The organism is Paenibacillus sp. Y280, from assembly GCF_056786335.1.
In genome coordinates this window covers 1-18,054 of the sequence record NZ_JBXCIW010000033.1, presented here as the reverse complement: position 1 = coordinate 18,054, position 18,054 = coordinate 1, and the positions used below count along the sequence as shown (strand labels likewise).

Sequence of the window (18,054 nt, the reverse complement as noted above, 5' to 3'; positions counted from 1 at the left end):
TAAATGTGATTGCGCCCGTATTGCAATGACTTCTTAAACGTTAGAAAAAGAGGTGGAGCAATTGTCAGCCGACGATCAGAATACATCATCCGTTTATTACTGTAAACCAGCCAAATTTAATGGTCTTCCCGATCGATTAGAGACGGTGGACTGGAGCAGCTGCAGCCATATCGAATTATCGGACACCGTCACGGGGCTGTCGCCATTAGAACAAACGGAGGTTCAAGCCTGCTGGAGCACAGACAGCTTGTACGTCCGATTCTTATGTCAGGACAATCATATCGTATCGGATTTCACCCAAAAGGACGATCCGCTGTACGAACAGGATGTCGTAGAATTGTTCATTGACGAAGAAGGGCTTGGACGAAGCTATCTTGAGCTTGAGGTCAGTCCGCGGAACGTCATTTTTGATGCCAGGATTAAGAACGATGGCAAAGCTTCCGTTACAGGGACCGATATGGAATGGAGCTTCACTCAGCTTCATACGATAGTCGAAACCGTTGACGAGGGAGTATTATGCTACAGCATCCGCATTCCTTCCATTAATTTCAAGCGCAAGCCTGTACCTGGAGTCAGCTGGAAAGTTAATTTTTACCGAATAGACGAAGGAAAAAATGGCGTCAGGCAGTTTCAAGCTTGGCGGCCGACTCTTGCCATTAATTATCATACACCGTCGAGATTCGGGACGTTGGCATTCGTTAGTAATGGTTGATAAAATGGTCCCTCACATGAGAAATAATGATAGAGCAGTCCATCGATTATCGGCGGACTGCTCTATTTTTTTAGTGGTGATCATGCATGAGCGATTTTGGGTTGACCGATTTGCCCAACAATGCCGTTTCGAACATATCGATAATTTCTAAAAAACGTTCCGCTTCCCGGAACACATGATCGGCCAGCAAAGGATGTATGATGCTTTTTATTCTACATGCCTCGATCAAAGTCTGAGCTGTTTTCTTGAAATCTCTAAGCGACTTTACGGAAACCCTATTTTGATCCAAAAATTGTCCCAATAATGGTACGGTTTGAGATTGCGGGCGCATAGAATCTAAATCCTGGGCTTGGAACAATAGCTGATCAAAATCATGACTAAATTCATTTGCCTGATCAATTAATTTCCGTTCAGATGGATCAAGTAGATGACTAATGAACTTTGCATGATCCGCCATAATTTTTAAGAAAAACACATTTTCATCGATGATAGCGTCGGGCAATGGTTCTAAAATGCCTTGATTAAGATCCGATAATCGATTTCTAAAATAATTTGCTTCCCTGCTTACATGATCAACCAGAAGAGGGAAATTATTTTGTCCGGGAAGCTGACAGGTCAGAATTAAACCCAACACTTTTCTTTTAAACGCCCAAATAAAGCTTACTGCGGTATGAACCTCCGTATTAAACTGCATGATTTCTCGAGGGTCAGTATCAAGTCTGTAAGAGATCGCTCGCTGTTCGATGTTCTCAAAAATGGCATAGAATTGATTTGCTTCATCAATAAGCTGTTTGTCTTCCGCCCTGAATCCAAGCCTTAGAAATAAGGAATGCTCCTTCATAATCCGTGCCCAAAAACGCACTTCATCCAAAGAACGGGCAACAAACAAATCCGACATGCATTCACCTCCCAGTTAATGTTTACTTAAATACTGTATTAACGGGAGGCGCTTTTATGTATGTTCGTATTAAAAATAAATGGAGCAATAAATCCCATAAAAAGGGATATCGAATGATTGGAACAAGCATATGGCGGATTTACCGCAGCTGGCGATATGGCCTACGGAACCTATTGAGGAAGAAAACGACCAGCAGCGTTGGATGTGGAGTACGGAAGAATACGCGGAATACTTTCGAAGCCAGCAGGATTAGCCTTTAACATGGGCATCAGGGGCCTTGTCCGATACGAGATTTAAGACGATGCCATGCTCAAGAAGCGCCTTTAGCCCGCAAAGAACAATCGTAAATCCTTCGGTTGAATCTAAAGCTTGTCTTACGATTTCATCCCCATTACCTTTAAAGCCTGAGTTTGTAATCGTAACAAAGGTTACGTTCTCTGCCATGGGAGTAAAGAGCCACTCGACTGTGGTGCCAAAATCAATGAGGATTCGTTGATTTTCCACGATTTCTTTTACAATAACATCAGCAGAAGCACCATACATCTCCCAATCCCATTGAATACGTTTTCCCGCTTCCAATTTGCCGCTGCTTTTGGTGAACCAAAATTTCGTCGTAACCGCAGGATCGATAAAAGCCTGAAATACATCAGCAATTGGCTTTCGAATAAGCATTTCTGTTTTTGCAATAGGTTCATCGTTAAGAATTGCCATCATGTTAACTCCTTTCGAATTTCTATTACCCCTTCACTCCATGTACAATTAACGTGATTTTCTCATGTTAATTTCCTCAAAATGGCGCTGGAAATTCATTTAACTGGAAATACTCCTGTTAATCTATTGAAATACGCCATGAACAGGTAAAACAAAAGGAATTAACGGGAGAAACTCCATCTATTAGCAGAATAATTGCTATCAGCGCTAAATTAAAAGGAGAAATTCCTGTTAAGCCTTCAACAGATGGCTCGGGGAGCGCGAATCGCGATTAAAAGTCGATGTCTGCCAAGTGCAGATTAATTGAACGTTCTAGTTGGATCCCGCCAGAGGGTTGTAGAGTTTATATGAGTATTCATACATATCCCACAATCAGCTTTGCTTGGAACTCTTATCATTACTTTCTATATTACTTTCTGTCTTCAATCATATGGTAAAGATCAAGCTTCCAAATACCATCTTCTTTCTTTACGCCATATGCGACTGATTCTTTATGGGCCCCTATCGTTACAGTAAGGATCACCGTTAACCCTTCCTCAGCCTCCTCTTGCGCTGATTCTCCCTCATCCAATTGAATGGAATCGTAATAGCGGTATTTTATGGCCGAGTCGAGCATGTCCCTATCTAGATAGTCCCGATATTCCTGGATAAACGTATCTCGATCCGGCAATTTACCATTGTTATAAGTAAGGTCGTAAATGACATCCTCATCAAGGATACTGGCAGCATGCAGGTAAGTAATGACCGTCTCCTCCGGGGAAAAGCTTCGAAAGTGTTCCTTAACCTTATCGGTTCTAAATAATTCGTAGGCTCTCACTTTCTCATCCGGCAGTTGATCCAAGTAAGAAAAACTTTTCTTTGGCTCATTAATCGGCTCTTCTTTAGTGATGACGGCTTCCACCTGAGGCGCAGTTGTTTCTTGTATCTCAGGGGCAAGATTAGACCCCAGACAACCTGTTAATAAGAATATAAAAACGCATATCGTTATCGTTAACTGGATTCTCTTATTCAAATGATCACTCCTTTCTGAGAGAAACATTGAGAAGCTACGATACTATTAGTAGCCTGTTGTCATTCCATCTCTGTTGTAACAAGAAGATTACATGCAAAGCGCTCAATCCCCGGATACTTCTCCCCTAAACTCGTTATCACAAAACCCATTTTTTTATAAAAGCCAATAGCGTCTTTATCCGTTTCTGCCTTTATTTTCACGACCCTTTTTGCTCGTATAAAATCATTTATTAGCTTGCTGCCGATACCCTTACCTCTAAGATCAGCACGAATCGCGATATGTTTTAATTCAACTGTATTCTTTAAATTAATCAACCGGCATCCTCCTTAGTGTCTGCCACTCTGATTTTCAATTATCATGGCAAACCAAACCGTCCAAAGGTCTTTTTCAATGATCGGAAATGTAAGTTAATTGGCTTTTGAATCGTCCATTCGTTTCATCTATTGAAACTCCGTTTTATTATTAATGATAGCATGAAATTCCAATTATCACCATATAGTTTCAACTGTTCTACGCAAGAGTAATAAAACAAAAAAATAAACCTCCCTACAGAAAAAATTTTCCTTTCTGTAGAGAGATTTCAAACAAACCGAAGCTCTATTAATCTTGATTTTGAATGCTAGTTAGATTAAAAAAATAGCAAACAGAGCTAACAACGATAAAGCAAATAGTCCACCGCCGAATCCATACCCATACCATCCAGATGTTCGGACGCCATCCGATCTCCGCAAGTATACATTGTCGTTATCAACTTTAACGATTACGCCCTCAAAGCATTTCCCATCGCATGTTTGAACGCGAACTCTGCAATTCATATTCCTTCTGCAAAAATGATACATCTCATCCATTAGCCTCACTCCTCAATCTCTAGTCCCTATTAATCTATTACAAGTTAGCGCTTTTTGACTGTGTGTTTGTTACCAAAATTTAGATAAGTATGAAGTCGATCCCATACTTAATAAGCGCAATGGCAGCATGGAACAGCCTATTTTCAACAATTGGTATTGACATCCAAATCATTCGGTTATATAGTTAGTTACATGAGTAGTTAACCAGTTTGGTGGTGATGACAGAATGACCTTTTTGATGGACGACAGCCGTCCGATATTTATTCAGATTGCAGAACGGGTTGAAGACGAGATTATTGAAGGTATACTGCCCGAGGAATCACAGGTGCTTTCAACAAACCAGTTTGCCGCCTTTTATAAGATAAACCCGGCAACTGCGGCTAAAGGTGTGAATATGCTTGTTGACGAAGGAATTTTGTATAAGAAGCGAGGTATTGGCATGTTTGTGGCAGAGGGTGCTCGTGCGAAAGTGATCGAGAAGCGGAAGGAGCAATTTTTCGCAGATTATGTGGTAACGATGGTCCGGGAAGCGAAAAAGCTTGGCATTTCGGCCGAACAGTTAACGGATATGATCCGGAGAGGGGATAATATGCAATGAGTAAAATAGTCGAGCTGAACCGACTGGTGAAGTCTTATGGTGATGTGAAAGCAGTCAATAATGTAAGTTTCTCCGTGGAAAAGGAAAAAATCTACGGACTGCTCGGCAGGAACGGGGCCGGGAAGACGACGATCATGCATATGATTACCGCCCAGCTATTCGCTACAAGCGGGGAGCTTAAGGTATTCGGTGAAACCCCTTACGAGAACAACCGTGTACTCAGCCAGATTTGTTTTATCAAGGAAAGCCAGAAGTACCCTGATGTTTATCGTGTTATCGATGTGCTGAATATATCTGCTTCTTTCTTTCCCAACTGGGATCAAGACTTTGCTCTCTCCCTTGCTGAAGAGTTTCGGCTTCCGTTAAAACGGAGAATGAAAAAGCTTTCCAGAGGTATGCTCTCCTCAGTCGGAATTATTGTCGGTCTTGCGAGCCGTGCGCCGCTCACGATTTTTGATGAGCCCTATCTGGGTCTGGATGCGGTCGCTCGCAGCTTGTTTTATGATCGGCTGATTGAGGATTATTCACTGCATCCGCGAACGGTTATTTTGTCCACGCATCTCATCGATGAAGTAAGCCGCATCCTTGAGCATGTATTGGTGATAGATAATGGGACCTTGATCATTGATGAGGAAGCAGAGGCGCTTCGCGGCCGAGCATTTACCTTGGCGGGACCCAAAGCCGCTGTTGAATCCTTCACGGCAGGCAAGGAAATCATTCATCGCGAGCCTTTCGGCAACCTGGTGACAGCAACCGTAATGGGCCATTGGGATGCCAGTGATCGCAAGCAGGCTGAGGCATTGGGGCTTGAGCTTGCTCCCGTATCCCTCCAGCAATTAATTATTTATCTGACGAATGGCAAAACGCACAGAAAGGCGGTTGAAGTCTAATGAACCGAGTCGCAAGCGTTGTGAAAATGCATAGCAGAGATAAATGGTCGTGGTTCATCGTCCCTTGGCTAGTCATGCTTTCCAGCTTCACGATCAATCTTATTATCAGCTATTTTATTGATGAGCCTCTCAAAACCGGTGGTGTTGCCTCTATCTACATTTATATGTTTATAGCAGGAATTATTACGCTGGCACAAACCTTTCCATTCGCTCTCGGCATGAGTGTAAGTAGAACGGATTACTTCCTAGGAACCTCAACCATGATTATTTTGACAAGTATAGGATCCACCGTTCTGCTGTTTCTTCTCGGTGTCACGGAAGGATGGACGAACGATTGGGGAAGCGACTTGAATTTCTTTCTAGTGCCTTATCTCAGCGACGGTCCTCTCATCAATCAATTAATGGTGCCTCTGGTCCTCTTATTATTCATGCATTATTTGGGAATTTTAATTGCTGCAACTCATAAGCGTACTGGGCTTAATGGCATGTTTATCATTTCAGCCGTTATGCTGTTGATGGGTACCGTTCTAGGATTTCTGGCAAATTATTTGAATTGGTATCCTGCCATCTTTAAATGGATGGGTGAACAAACCGCTGTAGACTACACGCTATGGATGCTTCCGCTCATCGTAATATTCGCGGGGGTGTCTTACCTTCTGCTTCGCAAGGCGACGGTATAGTAGTTGAAACGGTTAAGGTTTGAAACAAAGTGTACGACAGATTTACAGAAAAAAGCAGCGGCTGCTTCGGACTCGAATAAAAGTCCCAGGCTGCCGCTGCTTTTACAGGTGATCCACGAACGGCCAGCTTTCCATTCTGATTCTCAGCTATTCTTCAAATCGCAAAGTAAAGATGAGTGCCCACTCAAGTCCGCTTATCGATTCCTTCGAAAGATCCACTGTACTCATTATATTGCTGCTTGTAGCTTGCATTCCCAATAAATGAACAGGTTCATCAGCATAAAATGTACGCGGTTCATTAGGATAGATTAATCCTATTGTGCTCAACTTCTCATCCCATGGAATGGTAAACGTACCCGTGGTTGATCCGGAGTCCTGCCTTTTACTGACTTTAATCGTGTTAATTGCGTCCTGTCCATTTATGTAAACTTTATCAATTGAAATGATGACTTCCACTTCGCGACTCTCTTTGGCTTCCGTGCTGAAAAACAAATCGCCGACTGAGCCTGCTGAAGCAACTTTCTTGCCTTTTTGCCATATATCGATATCCATAATTGCATTTGGTTTATTTCCTTCATAGCTCAATTTAAAGGCTCCGGACATAAGACCTAAGAAAGGCTGGAACTTTGCCCCTTCGCCCTTGAACAACTCAACAGATGTCTGTGTGATTTCAGCAGGTCCTTTCATTTGTTCTACCTTGGGCGTTTCAGAACCAAATATTGATGTACAGCCTGTTGAAACTAATGCTAACATACTTATGAGCATAACGATTATGAGCACTTTCATTTTGCTAACCATCAATATTTTTCCACCCCTCTCGATTCCATCCGTTTAATGTATCATAGAGGCAATTTCCTTACAATGGTAAAACAGGAATTTCACCGACCATTCGCTACATCATTTTTTGTACCAATGATTTTGTTAAAAAATCTTTTACATGGCTCAAAAATGGGGTTTCAAACACAATTCCGTCAGCATCAATAACCAAATACATGGGAAACTCCTTAATCCCGAGAGCCTTAGCCCACTTCACATTGCGTTCTTGATATTGATCCCAAAATTGGACTTTTCGTATGGCATTTGTTATAGCAGAATTAGAGTTATGAAAGAGGTTTAGCTCCATCGTCTCACTGTCCGGTAAGCCGTTTTTATAAAACAAATGAATCGCATACTTTTCATCCCCTGAAGGTACTAATTCCTTCATAACGTCTTCTTTACTCGGACCACCGCAACCCGAGAGTACAAGCAGAACTGCGATAACTGCAAAAATAAACAAGCTGCTTTTAGAGGATAGGTTCATAAGCTTCCTCCCTTTCAATCAATGTTAAAGCTGCCTCGTATCTACATACTTATCTGCTATATTGACAGCGTTATCCTTAACATGATAGATGACATATTTGCTATTCCATATTTTCGCTGTAACGATCGTTTTTTCTTTTCCCTTCTCAAAAAAATAACCAGCACCTTCCTGCGTAATATAAGTCCAGCCTTCTGTTTCCATTTGTTCTTTGAGAAGGTCGTCGGGAGAGAGAGCTGAAAGCATCACGCCAAATACTAGCAATCCCATAATACCGAATACGGCAATTTTCCAGCGTTTCCTCAAAATGATTTCCGCACTTTTCATTGGTCTTATAAGCGCAATAAGCGAATAACTCAGCATTATTTGGTTCTAGACACCACATCGTAAGCTGGAATGAGCTTCTTCAGCAACGCCACACACGCGGTATAAATACTAAAACCGATTAACCCACCTAACGAGTTCAGAATGATATCATCTATATCGAAGCTGCCAAGGTGCAAAAGCATTTGTGAAGCTTCTAAAATAACAATAACAATCACTATAAATAAAACGAATCGTTTAAGATTCCTCGTTTTCCTTGAAAAATAAGGCGCGCTAAACCCTAATGGAATAAACAATAAAATATTCCCGAAGAGGTTGTTAAACCAGGTGTTGAAATTGTAATACTCATATCTAGTAATAAACGTCCCAATGGTTTTAAAAGGTATTAAATTGTAGTCGTAGCTGCGGTGTATATTATAGCCATTCAACAACATGAACAACCTGTGATCCAAAAACAAGGCTTTTACAACGAATAAAATATAAATGATAAATAATCCAATCATACCGACTCTTGTTACATTTCTTATTAATTTCACGGTGTTTATTTCTCCCTTTACTCCACTTTCGTTACCATATATTGCTTTATAAAATACAGACGTTTCAAACAAGCTTATAGTTGCGCTTCTTATAAGCTTCTGTTTTATTTAGACAAAAGAAAGAGGAGCCGCCGTCTGGCAAGCTCCTGCTTCTTCCTTCTAATGGCATAAACCACTCGTTAAAACGGATGTAACAGCTCAATAAAAAATCCTCCAACTACTGAGCGGTTCTGGAAGCCCACTTGCTTGCCCGTGACCGTATCGTACCAATCGGTAAGGGGAACACGGCTGGTCGATTCATGCAGCGAATCCCAGAGCGGCGCGATCATTTTCACAAAATCTTCCTTCGATGCTGCCATTGTTGCGCACCATACCAGCCAATCCGATTTCGTATACGTGTTTCGGCTGTCCAGCGGCGTGCCGTATCGGTTTTGTTTGGCTATATAATATGGAATTTCTTTTGCCAATATGTCGCTCGGGAACAAGCCAAGCCCGAAGAGACGATCCCATACGAGAAAATGACGGTTATCGTCATCTTCGGAAGGTCCCATTACAAATCCGGCAACAGGGATTTTCATTTTTTGCTCCCTTTCCTAAGAATTAGGTACGAAATTAGTCTATGAAGATCCATGTTTGTCATGAAACGTTTAAAGCCCATCATGAAAATTCGGGGGTAATAGCCAATCGCCTCACCAGCCTTACAATGACTTCGTACAAATCAAAAAGCACCCTCGATGAGGATGCTTTTCTCAAACTAGAATCGTATAGGCTGCTAATTAACCTTCCAGCACATCCGCCCTTAATTCGCTCGCAACCTCAATCATCTTAGGGATCACCGCTTCATTGGTGCCAGACACATAAATATCTCCCTGATAATGTCTGAAAGGGATCTTTGAATCGCCGCAGCTCCACATGAAAAAATCACCCTCAATGGACATGCTGGTAGCGCCCGTTACCGTAAACACTGTCGCATAGGTAAAATCGGGCTTGGACGTGAAATATTGTTTGCACTCTTCCAGAGATATGGTTTGCGCTGAACTTTCGGATTGCTGAAGTGCTCTTGTTATACGATAGCGTTGACTCATTGTGATGCCTCCAATAGTTAAGAAATAAATATGATTTTTTTCTGGGTTATTCCAACTTCGACTGAATATTTAACTCACCCTGTACTTGTTCGTCAGCTCAATTACCTATTTACCTTCAACGTTTTAATCAGAAGCCAAAAAGCTAATGATAGCTCTCCAATCACGCCAGGTACAGCTACAATCAGTTGGAATATCGTTTTGTAGTCATTGTAGTTGGCTAGAAGAAAATGTGCAATACTATCAATTAAATATCCTGCAGCTGCTAGGATCAAGAAGATTCCAATCCATTTTGGCAAATAGCCTGCTGACTTGATTATTAAATAACCAACGACCAACAAATGAAATCCAAAAAACACTAATCCAATCAGCCATCCATTGTTAAACGCATTGATCAATAACATCACTTGAGCGTACAACTGCTCAGTAGTAAACACACTCAAGTATTCAGCACCGTTAAGAAGCTGCAAAACATTCAAAAAATGAGATAAGGCAATCCCAAAAATGGCCGTATATGTCAATCTAAACAGCGCCGCGAGCATTGCAACATTTTTATTAACCGGTTTGAGAAGAACATATAGCGACCAAGTGACCAGCACATCAAGAATAAGTACGACGACAAAGCTGATGAACCCGCTCCGAAAGAGCATCTCGTTGGTTATGATGTTTATAGCCGTAGTTGCTGCGTCATCCGGAATAATAAGACCAGTAAGTACAGAAAAATTCGAAAACATAGCGAAAATAGCCATAAGCAGAAGCCCAAGCCCTGTGACTCTAGAATAAAAAAGGGATGAAGATTCGATGTTTCTTTTTTCTTGTAAGGACATTTTCAAACCGCCTCTTCTGCTAAAATTTATAAGTAAGTAAAATATTCTATACACAGTGTATTATCAACTATTCACTATGTCAAATATTTTTTACATGTAAACAAAAAAAACCTCCATGCAGTAAAAACACTTTACTGCATGGAGGTTTGCATCTCATATAAGCTCTTATTGCCAAAGTAGTCTCCCCTAAGCTTTGGTTCCCTATTTGCTTAACGAATTCCCTGCTGTTTTATCTAAATATTTCATGCGTTCTTCTTTATCAGTTGTTCTAATTCACTCTTTTGACGCAGGTGATGACGGAAATGCATGCCGACTAGATCGAACCACTCTCGCGCGTTCAACCAGCCAAAGCCATCATGCTTAACTTTATAGTTTGGATTTATTGTATCTACAATCCCTTCCCATTCTCTCATTTTCAACAGTACTTGATGGAGTCCAAGGCTGAGGTCTTCTTTACTTTCCGAATTGCTTGGGGTGCTTTCCGGCCCTTCCGGCAACTGAATTTTAATCGGCGGGAATCCGCCAAGTTTAAACAATTTCTCGCCAAACTCCGTCTTTCCGAGCATTTGTTCAACATCTGCTGAGGCACAATTTTCCACTTGGTCAAGGTAATCTAGAGCAGCAAGAATCAAGTGATTGTACATTTGGCTGAGTGACCAAACCCCTTTCGAGGTTATTTGCCTTAGCTGCTCCAGCGAGTAACTTTGCAGATTGCTTATGTACGATTCAATCAATTGACGGTCTCTCAATCGACACACTCCTTCATCAGGTGCTGCGGTTTTCTAAATCATTGTTTCGGATAAGCCTCATTCAGAAACCGGACAGATTGGGATATTAACGCCTTCAAAACTTCAACATCAATGTCCGCTATTTTATTGATATAGACACATGCTTTACCTGAAGTATGTTTTCCAAAAAGTTGCAACAACGCATCCCGCTCTTTATCCCCAGTCGCAAAATACAGGCTTGTCTTTGCCTTTCTAGGCGAGAAGCCAACTAGCGGAGCAACTCCTTCATGACCGGATTCATATCGGTAATGATACGAGCCAAATCCTATAATACTAGGACCCCACATCTTTGCTGGGTAACCTGTTGTTTCCGTAAATATGTCTAACAGCTTATATGCGTCTTCGCGCTTCTTTAGATTTTCGACATTATCAATAAATTCGATTACGCTGTTGTCAGTTTCCTTTGTTTTCTGTTCATACATCGTTATAAATCTCCCTTCAATCATATCGGTAATCAATAAGAGTATACCAAAAGCGGGCCTCAATTATCGTCTCTTTTTTGTGCTTTCTGCCGATATTCTATAGTATATAAAAGGTTTGTATCAGCCTCATCCCCGTGAAAATATAATGGTTCGACGGTTCTCCTTATTTTCAGGGGGGGATGTATATGAGAATAATTTAACAAGATTTTCATATTCGAGCTGTGCTAGAATAAGCGACTAAGGTATAAACTCAATTACCTATTATTCGCAAAAAATTGTCGGTGAACAAAAAAGAGCTTTCCATGCTTGCTCGCGTCATCTATGCCGAGTCTAGAGACAACTGAGAAGAAACATTATTCAGAACAGGAGTACGAACAAATGAGCTTTGAAACCAAAAGCCGACATAAGGCTAGAGTTGAAGTGATTATGGATATTATTAGAGAAATTTCTGAAGAAGAGACCCTTCCGGAAGCGTTCAAACATAAATTAAACGCGATGAGTTATGATGATTTGGGAACCTTCGTTATGGAAATCGTTAAAACAAGGTCTATTGATGAAATTCTTAAATGGAAGGACCAACCAGATCATTCTGATTGAAGCTTTTTTAGCGAGGAAAAGGCAGCCGATTAACGTCGATAAGAATGGGACCGACCCCATGTCGGTAGCTTAACTTTAGACCCTTCGAAAATTCAGGATAAAAAAAAGCAATCGAACTGGAATTCGATTGCTGTTTTTCATATATGCTTATTCAATTATACTGCCAGCTAGCTGGATTAGCTGAACATCCAAATCATTAACTATAGACTAGCTCTTTTTTGCTTAGACCAAGCGTCTCTGCTGTTGAAGCATGAATTTCGTTCAGAAGCTCTTGATTTTCCAATAGTGGCACGCCATAAGAAGGAATCATTTCTTTAATTTTTGGTTCCCACTCTTTCATATGTTGCGGGAAGCACTTATTAAATACTTCAAGCATAACGTGAACAGCAGTAGAAGCGCCCGGAGAAGCACCTAGCAATGCTGCAATCGAGCCATCAGCGGAACTAATTACTTCCGTCCCAAATTGAAGTGTACCTTTGCCGCCAGCCTCAGTATCTTTTATAACCTGCACACGTTGGCCCGCTACTACTAAATCCCAATCCTCGCTTTTGGCGCTTGGGATAAACTCTCGCAACTCTTCCATGCGCTTTTCTTTCGATAACATAACTTGCTCAATCAGATATTTTGTCAATGACATGTTTTTTGCGCCTGCCGACAACATCGTTACGAGATTATCCGGTTTTACGGAAGTTACCAAATCAAACATTGAACCGGTTTTTAAAAACTTTGGCGAGAAGCCCGCAAACGGTCCAAATAGCAACGATTTTTTATTGTCGATAAATCTTGTGTCAAGATGCGGAACAGACATTGGCGGAGCTCCAACCTTAGCTTTGCCGTAAACTTTGGCATGATGCTGCGCTGCTACTTCCGGATTATTACAAACCATAAATATTCCGCTTACTGGGAATCCGCCAATATGCTTCCCTTCAGGAATACCGGATTTTTGCAGTAAATGCAGGCTTCCTCCGCCGCCTCCGATAAAGACAAATTTTGCTGTATGGCGTTCGACGTTGCCGCTGTCATTTCGTACTTTCAATTCCCACGAGCCGTCGCTAGTACGTTTAATATGATCAACGCTATGTTTATATTTGATATCGACGTTTTTACTCTTTAAGTGGTCAAACAAAATGCGTGTTAAAGCACCAAAGTTGACATCCGTTCCAGTGTCGATTTTTGTTGCCGCTATAGGTTCGTTCGATGGACGATCTTGTATAATAAGCGGAATCCATTCCATCAGTTTTTCAGGGTTATCGGAAAATTCCATCCCTTGAAACAAAGGATTATTTGACATCGCTTCAAAACGTTTCTTTAAAAACGATACATTTTGTTCCCCTTGTACCATACTCATATGAGGCAATGGCATAATAAAGTCCTGCGGATTACGGATAAGCTTCCTGTTTACAAGATAAGACCAAAACTGCATGGAAAGCTGAAACTGTTCATTAATTTGGATAGCTTTGCTAATATCTACAGATCCGTCTGGTTTTTCGACAGTGTAGTTAAGCTCGCAAAGTGCCGCATGCCCTGTTCCTGCGTTATTCCATTCGTTAGAGCTTTCTTCTCCTGCATTTTCCAGCTTCTCAAACACTGTAATTTCCCATTCCGGTACTAATTCTTTCAAAAGTGTTCCTAAAGTCGCACTCATGATTCCGGCACCGATTAAGATGACGTCTGTTTTAGTTTCTCTGTTGCTCATTATTACCATCCTTATACCCTAAAATTTGCAGAAAGGATGCAGGCGCTCCTGCTTAGCGGTCACACCAAGCCAAGGCGCGACCTAATCACACACCTTTTCTGTTTCAATCACAACGTGTATACAATTATATATAGATTAAGATATCTACTATTATCTTATAATTATAAGCTATTTAATAGCTGGTGAAAAGTGAGAAGTCCACCCACCAGTCCTTAGGAACATACAAAAACCAAGGCTATAACCCTGCTGCTTGCAAGGATTAAAGCTTTGGCTTGAGCATCATTTCAATCATATTACGCCAACATAACACAACAGATGTATTAAATTCAATAGTATCCTACTTGTAAATATGTATTTTCAACGAAGCTTTTTAACCAAAAGATACAACGGCAGCTTAGGACTTGAAAATAGTCTGCTGCTGTTTAATATTCTAATAGTCGACCATCATCGTTCCATTGCCCATAGATTTTTTTTATACGTGTATGTTCAATAAATTTTTTCAATCGTGTATGATACAACTGTGCATCGTTCTGCACGGACTGGATATTGTCGATTCTGATTCTAACATATAGCTCAGGCAAAGCTTGAAATCTTCAGTACTGTGATAATCACTTAGCCACTTTCGCCATTCCTGTCGAGTGTTAACCTGCACTATTTTATCTATTTCCATTACACTGTTCACCTTTCCATTCCGGAGTTCAATACCTCCAAGTAGTGCAGATTGTACATAATACCCAGCACATTACCAAAAGGATCAGAAACGGAAGCCGTTATGAATCCCTCCCCACTGTGTTGGATTGATTCGTACTCTTCCTCATACTCAATCTCCTCCTAAAATCATTATTATCGGTTACAATTGAAATTATAAGCATCCAATGCTGACAAAGGTATGTCAGTGTTTCTGATTTTCCATCCATTTTTTCGGGTAATATTTTAACCGCTTTTTCGAGTCTAGTCTTATCTCGTAAAATCATAAATCTTATGTAGTATTGCAAACTTAAGACCCGCAAGAAAGGCCGCTTCATTCGCGAAGTGTCCGTTCATACGGGTCCTTTGTTTAATTTAAAAGACTATTTTTTCGAACGTTTCTTGGAAGATACTTTAGCAGGTTTCCCGCGTTTCACGCTCGAAACCATCACATTTTTCTCCGTATACGTGTAATGCTGCTTATAGACAGGGCAACAATGATGCTGCTTCACTGTTTCAATATTTTGAACGACATTCACAAGCTGCGGATGGTAATAGTCCTCGTATTGCGTAATTGGAGGATCATAGATCGTCTGCGTTGGACAATCGGGACAAAATTCAGCTTCATTCATGCTGCCTACATTGCCCATGTTATAATAATTATTTCGGTTCAAAGTAATTATCCCCTTCCAGTTTTGGAATACACCATATTGTATTCACAGAAAGACAACATGACCTGTACACTTGACCCGCAAGGCGATTGCCTCCAATGTTGCTGCGGTATGAAGAGCGAGAGAATTACCCGTGTATCGGTTACACCCATCGATTCCACCAAGGTTCTCCATTAAAAATTTCACAAAATCATTTTGTGCATTTGTCCAGATCTCTAAAATCAAATTGTCTAATTAGTTACAGACATCCCATCTAATTAATGTATTTTCTCTGCTACATAATCATCTACAATGATTTTAATAATTTTATAAGACTCTTCTTCCATTTGTATTTCCCTATGAGCCTCTTTTCCAGTTTCTCGTAACCAAATAGATTCTCTTCAATATAATAGATTGTGACGAAGTCTATGACGCTGGATGAATTAGGAATACAACTTTAAGGAGAGAAGCATATGCTAAGAAGCGAAGGAAAAGGTGATCGATACTGGCAAAACTGGGACAACCAAGATGCGGCAAAGAAAATCGACGAGTACTGGATTCAGAGCGAGGATAGCTGGCGAACCCTACTTATTGGTCATATACAAGAGCGCTTAGGGTTTGGAGTTGACATAACGGAGATCGGCTGCGGATCGGGACTGATTGGAGAGAAGCTGCTGCATATGAATGTGGCTGGCAAAAACTCCTATAAGGGCGGCGATATTTCGAAAAAAATGCTTAAGCTCGCAAAGGATAGGCTGCCCGATGTGAATTTTTATAATTGGGATATCTTTAATTTAGATATCGTCTCAGATTCGCAGCCCAATGTCATTTGCATTCAAGTACTGCAGCATCTGCCAAGCTATAACGGTGCCTTATCAGAATTAGTACGCGTTGCCAAAGACAATCTGTACATTGATAGCTGGTTTAGCGAGTCGAATGAGGATGAGATCGACTTCTCCGAGCCTTCCAACCTTATGGACGGACAGCGCTTCTACAATAACGTTTATTCGCTGCAAAAGTTTTTGAGTGAGGTTGAGGCTGTCGCGGTACAAAATGGAAAAGCGATTCAAAACATCAACGTGCACAACTTCTTGCTCCATAATTACGCTATCCATATCCAGTTTGCCAAATGAGAGCGTGCATCAACTATCAAAATCGACTCCTCCGTGAAAGCGGAAGGAGTCTTCATCATGTTAAATAATAAAAGGTTAAACAACGTAATTGACGATATCGCATCCCGCTCACTTTAAAAATCTCCACCGCTTCCCGGAAAAGTCCTAGACAGTCGCTCTTTTATTGAACGATTAATACCGTTCGTTTCATAATTAACTTATCCAAGTACCGTATGCGTTTGTCACTTGCCATTTACCATTTTTGTATTCAACAATGACTTTTGTTCCAATTGCTCCGTCACCAGCTCTGTACTTAGAGCCTTCAACAACAATTTGTTTATTTGAAATCTCAATATTTTCGACTCGTAACAAAACACCATTTAAAACTAATGTCTTGGGGTCTTGTAACCCTTCGGCTATTAGTTGCTCATAAGTTGCTTCCATTACTTCAACATTGTATTTATCAAAATGCTTTAGAATTTGTTCTTTATCTGTTGCATCAAGGTTTTTAAAGTTACTCATGTCAATTGCAATATATTTCATTTCACCATTTAGACCTTCATCAATTGGCATATATGCATCTAAAGCCAAGCTATACAGTTCCCCCATATCTTTTGTGGGCTTGGTGTTCGAACATGCAGTAGCTAATATTACACAGAATATAGCAAAACATAATGTCAATTTTGTTATTCGCATTTTCATCCCCCCTATTCCATCAATTGATCATTCACAATTCGCAGGCAGATTTGGCACCTTGACTACGCAGCCAATGAACCAGATCAGGAGCGGAACTACGTCGTGCTGCGTCCAGTGGGGTCAATCCATCCCAAACAGAAATCCAGTTCAGTTCAGCATCTCGGTCGAGAAGGTACTCTGCAGAATGCCGGTGTCCACCGTGGCAAGCGCACCAGAAGGCAACAGTGATCTTGTCAGGAGGTGAAGTTAATCTTGCTCCCCAAGGGTATCGCTCCGAGAGTGTGGCACCAGCGAAATAGGCCTCAATTGCATCTATCAAACCTAGCGCAGCAGCATGCCAGAGTGCGAACTGAGCCCCACGTTTAACCAACCTATGCGCTGCCCTCCACTGTGCGAACGCCACTGCATCGTCTAGTGGTGTGCCACCGGCGATCACTGCACCTGGCGCTTCGATGTCGGCGCCAGCATCAAGAAGCGCGTCAAGCACTTCAATGTCATCGCAGCTCGAAGCCCAATGAAGCGGTGTCTCGGTGTGCGACCCAGTGAACCGAGCGTTAATCTCCGCACCGTACTCGACTAAAGTACCCACTGTAGCCGCACCGTTAGGAAAGTGACCAGGCCAGTCGGTCACCACATGCAACAGTGTTCGAGACATTCCACAACTTTTGTCTTCGTTGTTATTGTCTCTACCGATAATTCTTGCTGTAGCCAAGCCCGGATTCTCTATAAGAAGTCGCTTCAAAGATGGAATATCACCAGTGTGGATCGCTTTAACAACGGATACTGTCAGTGTTTCATCTTCGTAAATAAAGTTCATATCCAGAACTCCTCTCTCACATATGATTGTTTCATGCCTGTCCTCTCGCATACTTAGATAGCCTCTCGGCATTTGCCGAGGCTGATGGGACAAGGGTTTCCTCGAACCATCTTTATTAGCATCCTCCTACTTGGGTAGGGGGATTTTTCATTTAATCCCATTTTTCATTATGGG

The 18,054-nt window shown here is 41.3% G+C and carries 24 protein-coding genes and 1 pseudogene; 7 read left to right on the top strand and 18 right to left on the bottom strand.

The genetic code is table 11. The annotated features are described in order from the left end of the window. The first annotated feature begins 61 nt into the window (after positions 1-61). Entirely contained in the window at positions 62-712 is a 651-nt protein-coding gene (locus tag AC1TPC_RS25290; RefSeq protein ID WP_482069505.1) for a carbohydrate-binding family 9-like protein, read from the top strand. 70 nt (positions 713-782) lie between these two features. On the opposite strand, the gene AC1TPC_RS25285 is transcribed toward AC1TPC_RS25290, so the two are convergent. After that, positions 783-1,610, bottom strand: a complete 828-nt coding sequence (locus tag AC1TPC_RS25285) for a DUF2935 domain-containing protein (RefSeq protein WP_482069504.1) — start codon at positions 1,608-1,610, stop codon at positions 783-785. 130 nt (positions 1,611-1,740) lie between these two features. Between AC1TPC_RS25285 and AC1TPC_RS25280 the strand changes: the two genes are divergently transcribed. Continuing rightward, positions 1,741-1,863 carry a hypothetical protein gene (locus AC1TPC_RS25280; protein WP_482069503.1) on the top strand — a complete coding sequence of 41 codons (123 nt, stop codon included), beginning with the start codon at positions 1,741-1,743 and terminating at the stop codon, positions 1,861-1,863. Here AC1TPC_RS25280 and AC1TPC_RS25275 read toward each other — a convergent pair. The 3 genes from AC1TPC_RS25275 to AC1TPC_RS25265 form a co-directional block, all read right to left on the bottom strand. After that, positions 1,860-2,321 carry an SRPBCC family protein gene (locus AC1TPC_RS25275; RefSeq protein WP_482069523.1) on the bottom strand — a complete coding sequence of 154 codons (462 nt, stop codon included), beginning with the start codon at positions 2,319-2,321 and terminating at the stop codon, positions 1,860-1,862. The two genes, AC1TPC_RS25280 and AC1TPC_RS25275, sit on opposite strands and share 4 nt — an antisense overlap. 409 nt (positions 2,322-2,730) lie before the next feature. Further along, entirely contained in the window at positions 2,731-3,333 is a 603-nt protein-coding gene (locus AC1TPC_RS25270) for a hypothetical protein (protein ID WP_482069502.1), read from the bottom strand. 59 nt (positions 3,334-3,392) lie between these two features. Next, complete coding sequence (locus AC1TPC_RS25265; RefSeq protein ID WP_482069501.1) at positions 3,393-3,647, bottom strand: GNAT family N-acetyltransferase; 255 nt, start codon at positions 3,645-3,647, stop codon at positions 3,393-3,395. A 760-nt stretch (positions 3,648-4,407) separates the two neighbouring features. Between AC1TPC_RS25265 and AC1TPC_RS25260 the strand changes: the two genes are divergently transcribed. Genes AC1TPC_RS25260 through AC1TPC_RS25250 form a run of 3 tightly spaced genes read left to right on the top strand, consistent with a single transcriptional unit; the run spans position 4,408 to position 6,349 of the window. Beyond that, positions 4,408-4,779: a GntR family transcriptional regulator gene (locus AC1TPC_RS25260; protein ID WP_482069500.1), complete on the top strand. Its 372-nt coding sequence runs from the start codon at positions 4,408-4,410 to the stop codon at positions 4,777-4,779. After that, on the top strand, positions 4,776-5,669 hold the full coding sequence (locus AC1TPC_RS25255) for an ABC transporter ATP-binding protein (RefSeq protein WP_482069499.1): 894 nt from the start codon (positions 4,776-4,778) through the stop codon (positions 5,667-5,669). The genes AC1TPC_RS25260 and AC1TPC_RS25255 overlap by 4 nt, the downstream gene beginning before the upstream one ends. Beyond that, complete coding sequence (locus tag AC1TPC_RS25250) at positions 5,669-6,349, top strand: hypothetical protein (RefSeq protein ID WP_482069498.1); 681 nt, start codon at positions 5,669-5,671, stop codon at positions 6,347-6,349. The genes AC1TPC_RS25255 and AC1TPC_RS25250 overlap by 1 nt, the downstream gene beginning before the upstream one ends. A 147-nt stretch (positions 6,350-6,496) precedes the next feature. On the opposite strand, the gene AC1TPC_RS25245 is transcribed toward AC1TPC_RS25250, so the two are convergent. The 9 genes from AC1TPC_RS25245 to AC1TPC_RS25205 form a co-directional block, all read right to left on the bottom strand. Continuing rightward, entirely contained in the window at positions 6,497-7,150 is a 654-nt protein-coding gene (locus AC1TPC_RS25245) for a hypothetical protein (protein ID WP_482069497.1), read from the bottom strand. A 91-nt stretch (positions 7,151-7,241) separates the two neighbouring features. Continuing rightward, a complete protein-coding gene (locus tag AC1TPC_RS25240) occupies positions 7,242-7,649 on the bottom strand; it encodes a hypothetical protein (protein ID WP_482069496.1) in 408 nt (135 codons plus the stop codon). 24 nt (positions 7,650-7,673) lie between these two features. Next, positions 7,674-7,952: a hypothetical protein gene (locus tag AC1TPC_RS25235; protein WP_482069495.1), complete on the bottom strand. Its 279-nt coding sequence runs from the start codon at positions 7,950-7,952 to the stop codon at positions 7,674-7,676. 56 nt (positions 7,953-8,008) lie between these two features. Beyond that, on the bottom strand, positions 8,009-8,506 hold the full coding sequence (locus AC1TPC_RS25230; RefSeq protein WP_482069494.1) for a VanZ family protein: 498 nt from the start codon (positions 8,504-8,506) through the stop codon (positions 8,009-8,011). Positions 8,507-8,685: 179 nt separating this feature from the next. Then, positions 8,686-9,084: a DUF1793 domain-containing protein gene (locus tag AC1TPC_RS25225; RefSeq protein ID WP_482069493.1), complete on the bottom strand. Its 399-nt coding sequence runs from the start codon at positions 9,082-9,084 to the stop codon at positions 8,686-8,688. Positions 9,085-9,282: 198 nt separating this feature from the next. After that, on the bottom strand, positions 9,283-9,591 hold the full coding sequence (locus tag AC1TPC_RS25220) for a hypothetical protein (RefSeq protein WP_482069492.1): 309 nt from the start codon (positions 9,589-9,591) through the stop codon (positions 9,283-9,285). 101 nt (positions 9,592-9,692) lie between these two features. Continuing rightward, positions 9,693-10,415 (bottom strand): DUF4386 domain-containing protein, encoded by a 723-nt coding sequence (locus AC1TPC_RS25215; RefSeq protein WP_482069491.1) that lies wholly within the window; start codon positions 10,413-10,415, stop codon positions 9,693-9,695. 242 nt (positions 10,416-10,657) lie between these two features. Next, positions 10,658-11,164 carry a DinB family protein gene (locus tag AC1TPC_RS25210; RefSeq protein WP_482069490.1) on the bottom strand — a complete coding sequence of 169 codons (507 nt, stop codon included), beginning with the start codon at positions 11,162-11,164 and terminating at the stop codon, positions 10,658-10,660. Positions 11,165-11,202: 38 nt separating this feature from the next. Beyond that, entirely contained in the window at positions 11,203-11,625 is a 423-nt protein-coding gene (locus AC1TPC_RS25205) for a DUF1801 domain-containing protein (protein ID WP_482069489.1), read from the bottom strand. Between the two features lie 378 nt (positions 11,626-12,003). Between AC1TPC_RS25205 and AC1TPC_RS25200 the strand changes: the two genes are divergently transcribed. Further along, a complete protein-coding gene (locus AC1TPC_RS25200) occupies positions 12,004-12,222 on the top strand; it encodes a hypothetical protein (RefSeq protein ID WP_482069488.1) in 219 nt (72 codons plus the stop codon). A gap of 196 nt (positions 12,223-12,418) precedes the next feature. Here the strand turns inward: AC1TPC_RS25200 and AC1TPC_RS25195 are convergent, their stop codons facing one another. From AC1TPC_RS25195 to AC1TPC_RS25185, 3 genes and pseudogenes are all read right to left on the bottom strand, one after another. Further along, positions 12,419-13,918: a malate:quinone oxidoreductase gene (locus tag AC1TPC_RS25195; protein ID WP_482069487.1), complete on the bottom strand. Its 1,500-nt coding sequence runs from the start codon at positions 13,916-13,918 to the stop codon at positions 12,419-12,421. A gap of 678 nt (positions 13,919-14,596) precedes the next feature. Beyond that, a pseudogene (locus AC1TPC_RS25190) lies at positions 14,597-14,731 on the bottom strand (VOC family protein); the annotation flags it as partial. Positions 14,732-14,988: 257 nt separating this feature from the next. Further along, positions 14,989-15,279: a hypothetical protein gene (locus tag AC1TPC_RS25185; RefSeq protein ID WP_482069486.1), complete on the bottom strand. Its 291-nt coding sequence runs from the start codon at positions 15,277-15,279 to the stop codon at positions 14,989-14,991. Positions 15,280-15,728: 449 nt separating this feature from the next. Between AC1TPC_RS25185 and AC1TPC_RS25180 the strand changes: the two genes are divergently transcribed. Further along, on the top strand, positions 15,729-16,388 hold the full coding sequence (locus tag AC1TPC_RS25180; protein WP_482069485.1) for a class I SAM-dependent methyltransferase: 660 nt from the start codon (positions 15,729-15,731) through the stop codon (positions 16,386-16,388). A 192-nt stretch (positions 16,389-16,580) separates the two neighbouring features. Here AC1TPC_RS25180 and AC1TPC_RS25175 read toward each other — a convergent pair whose 3' ends face one another. Then, a complete protein-coding gene (locus tag AC1TPC_RS25175) occupies positions 16,581-17,063 on the bottom strand; it encodes a peptide ABC transporter substrate-binding protein (RefSeq protein WP_482069484.1) in 483 nt (160 codons plus the stop codon). Between the two features lie 31 nt (positions 17,064-17,094). After that, positions 17,095-17,880 carry an ankyrin repeat domain-containing protein gene (locus tag AC1TPC_RS25170; RefSeq protein ID WP_482069483.1) on the bottom strand — a complete coding sequence of 262 codons (786 nt, stop codon included), beginning with the start codon at positions 17,878-17,880 and terminating at the stop codon, positions 17,095-17,097. Positions 17,881-18,054: the final 174 nt, after the last annotated feature.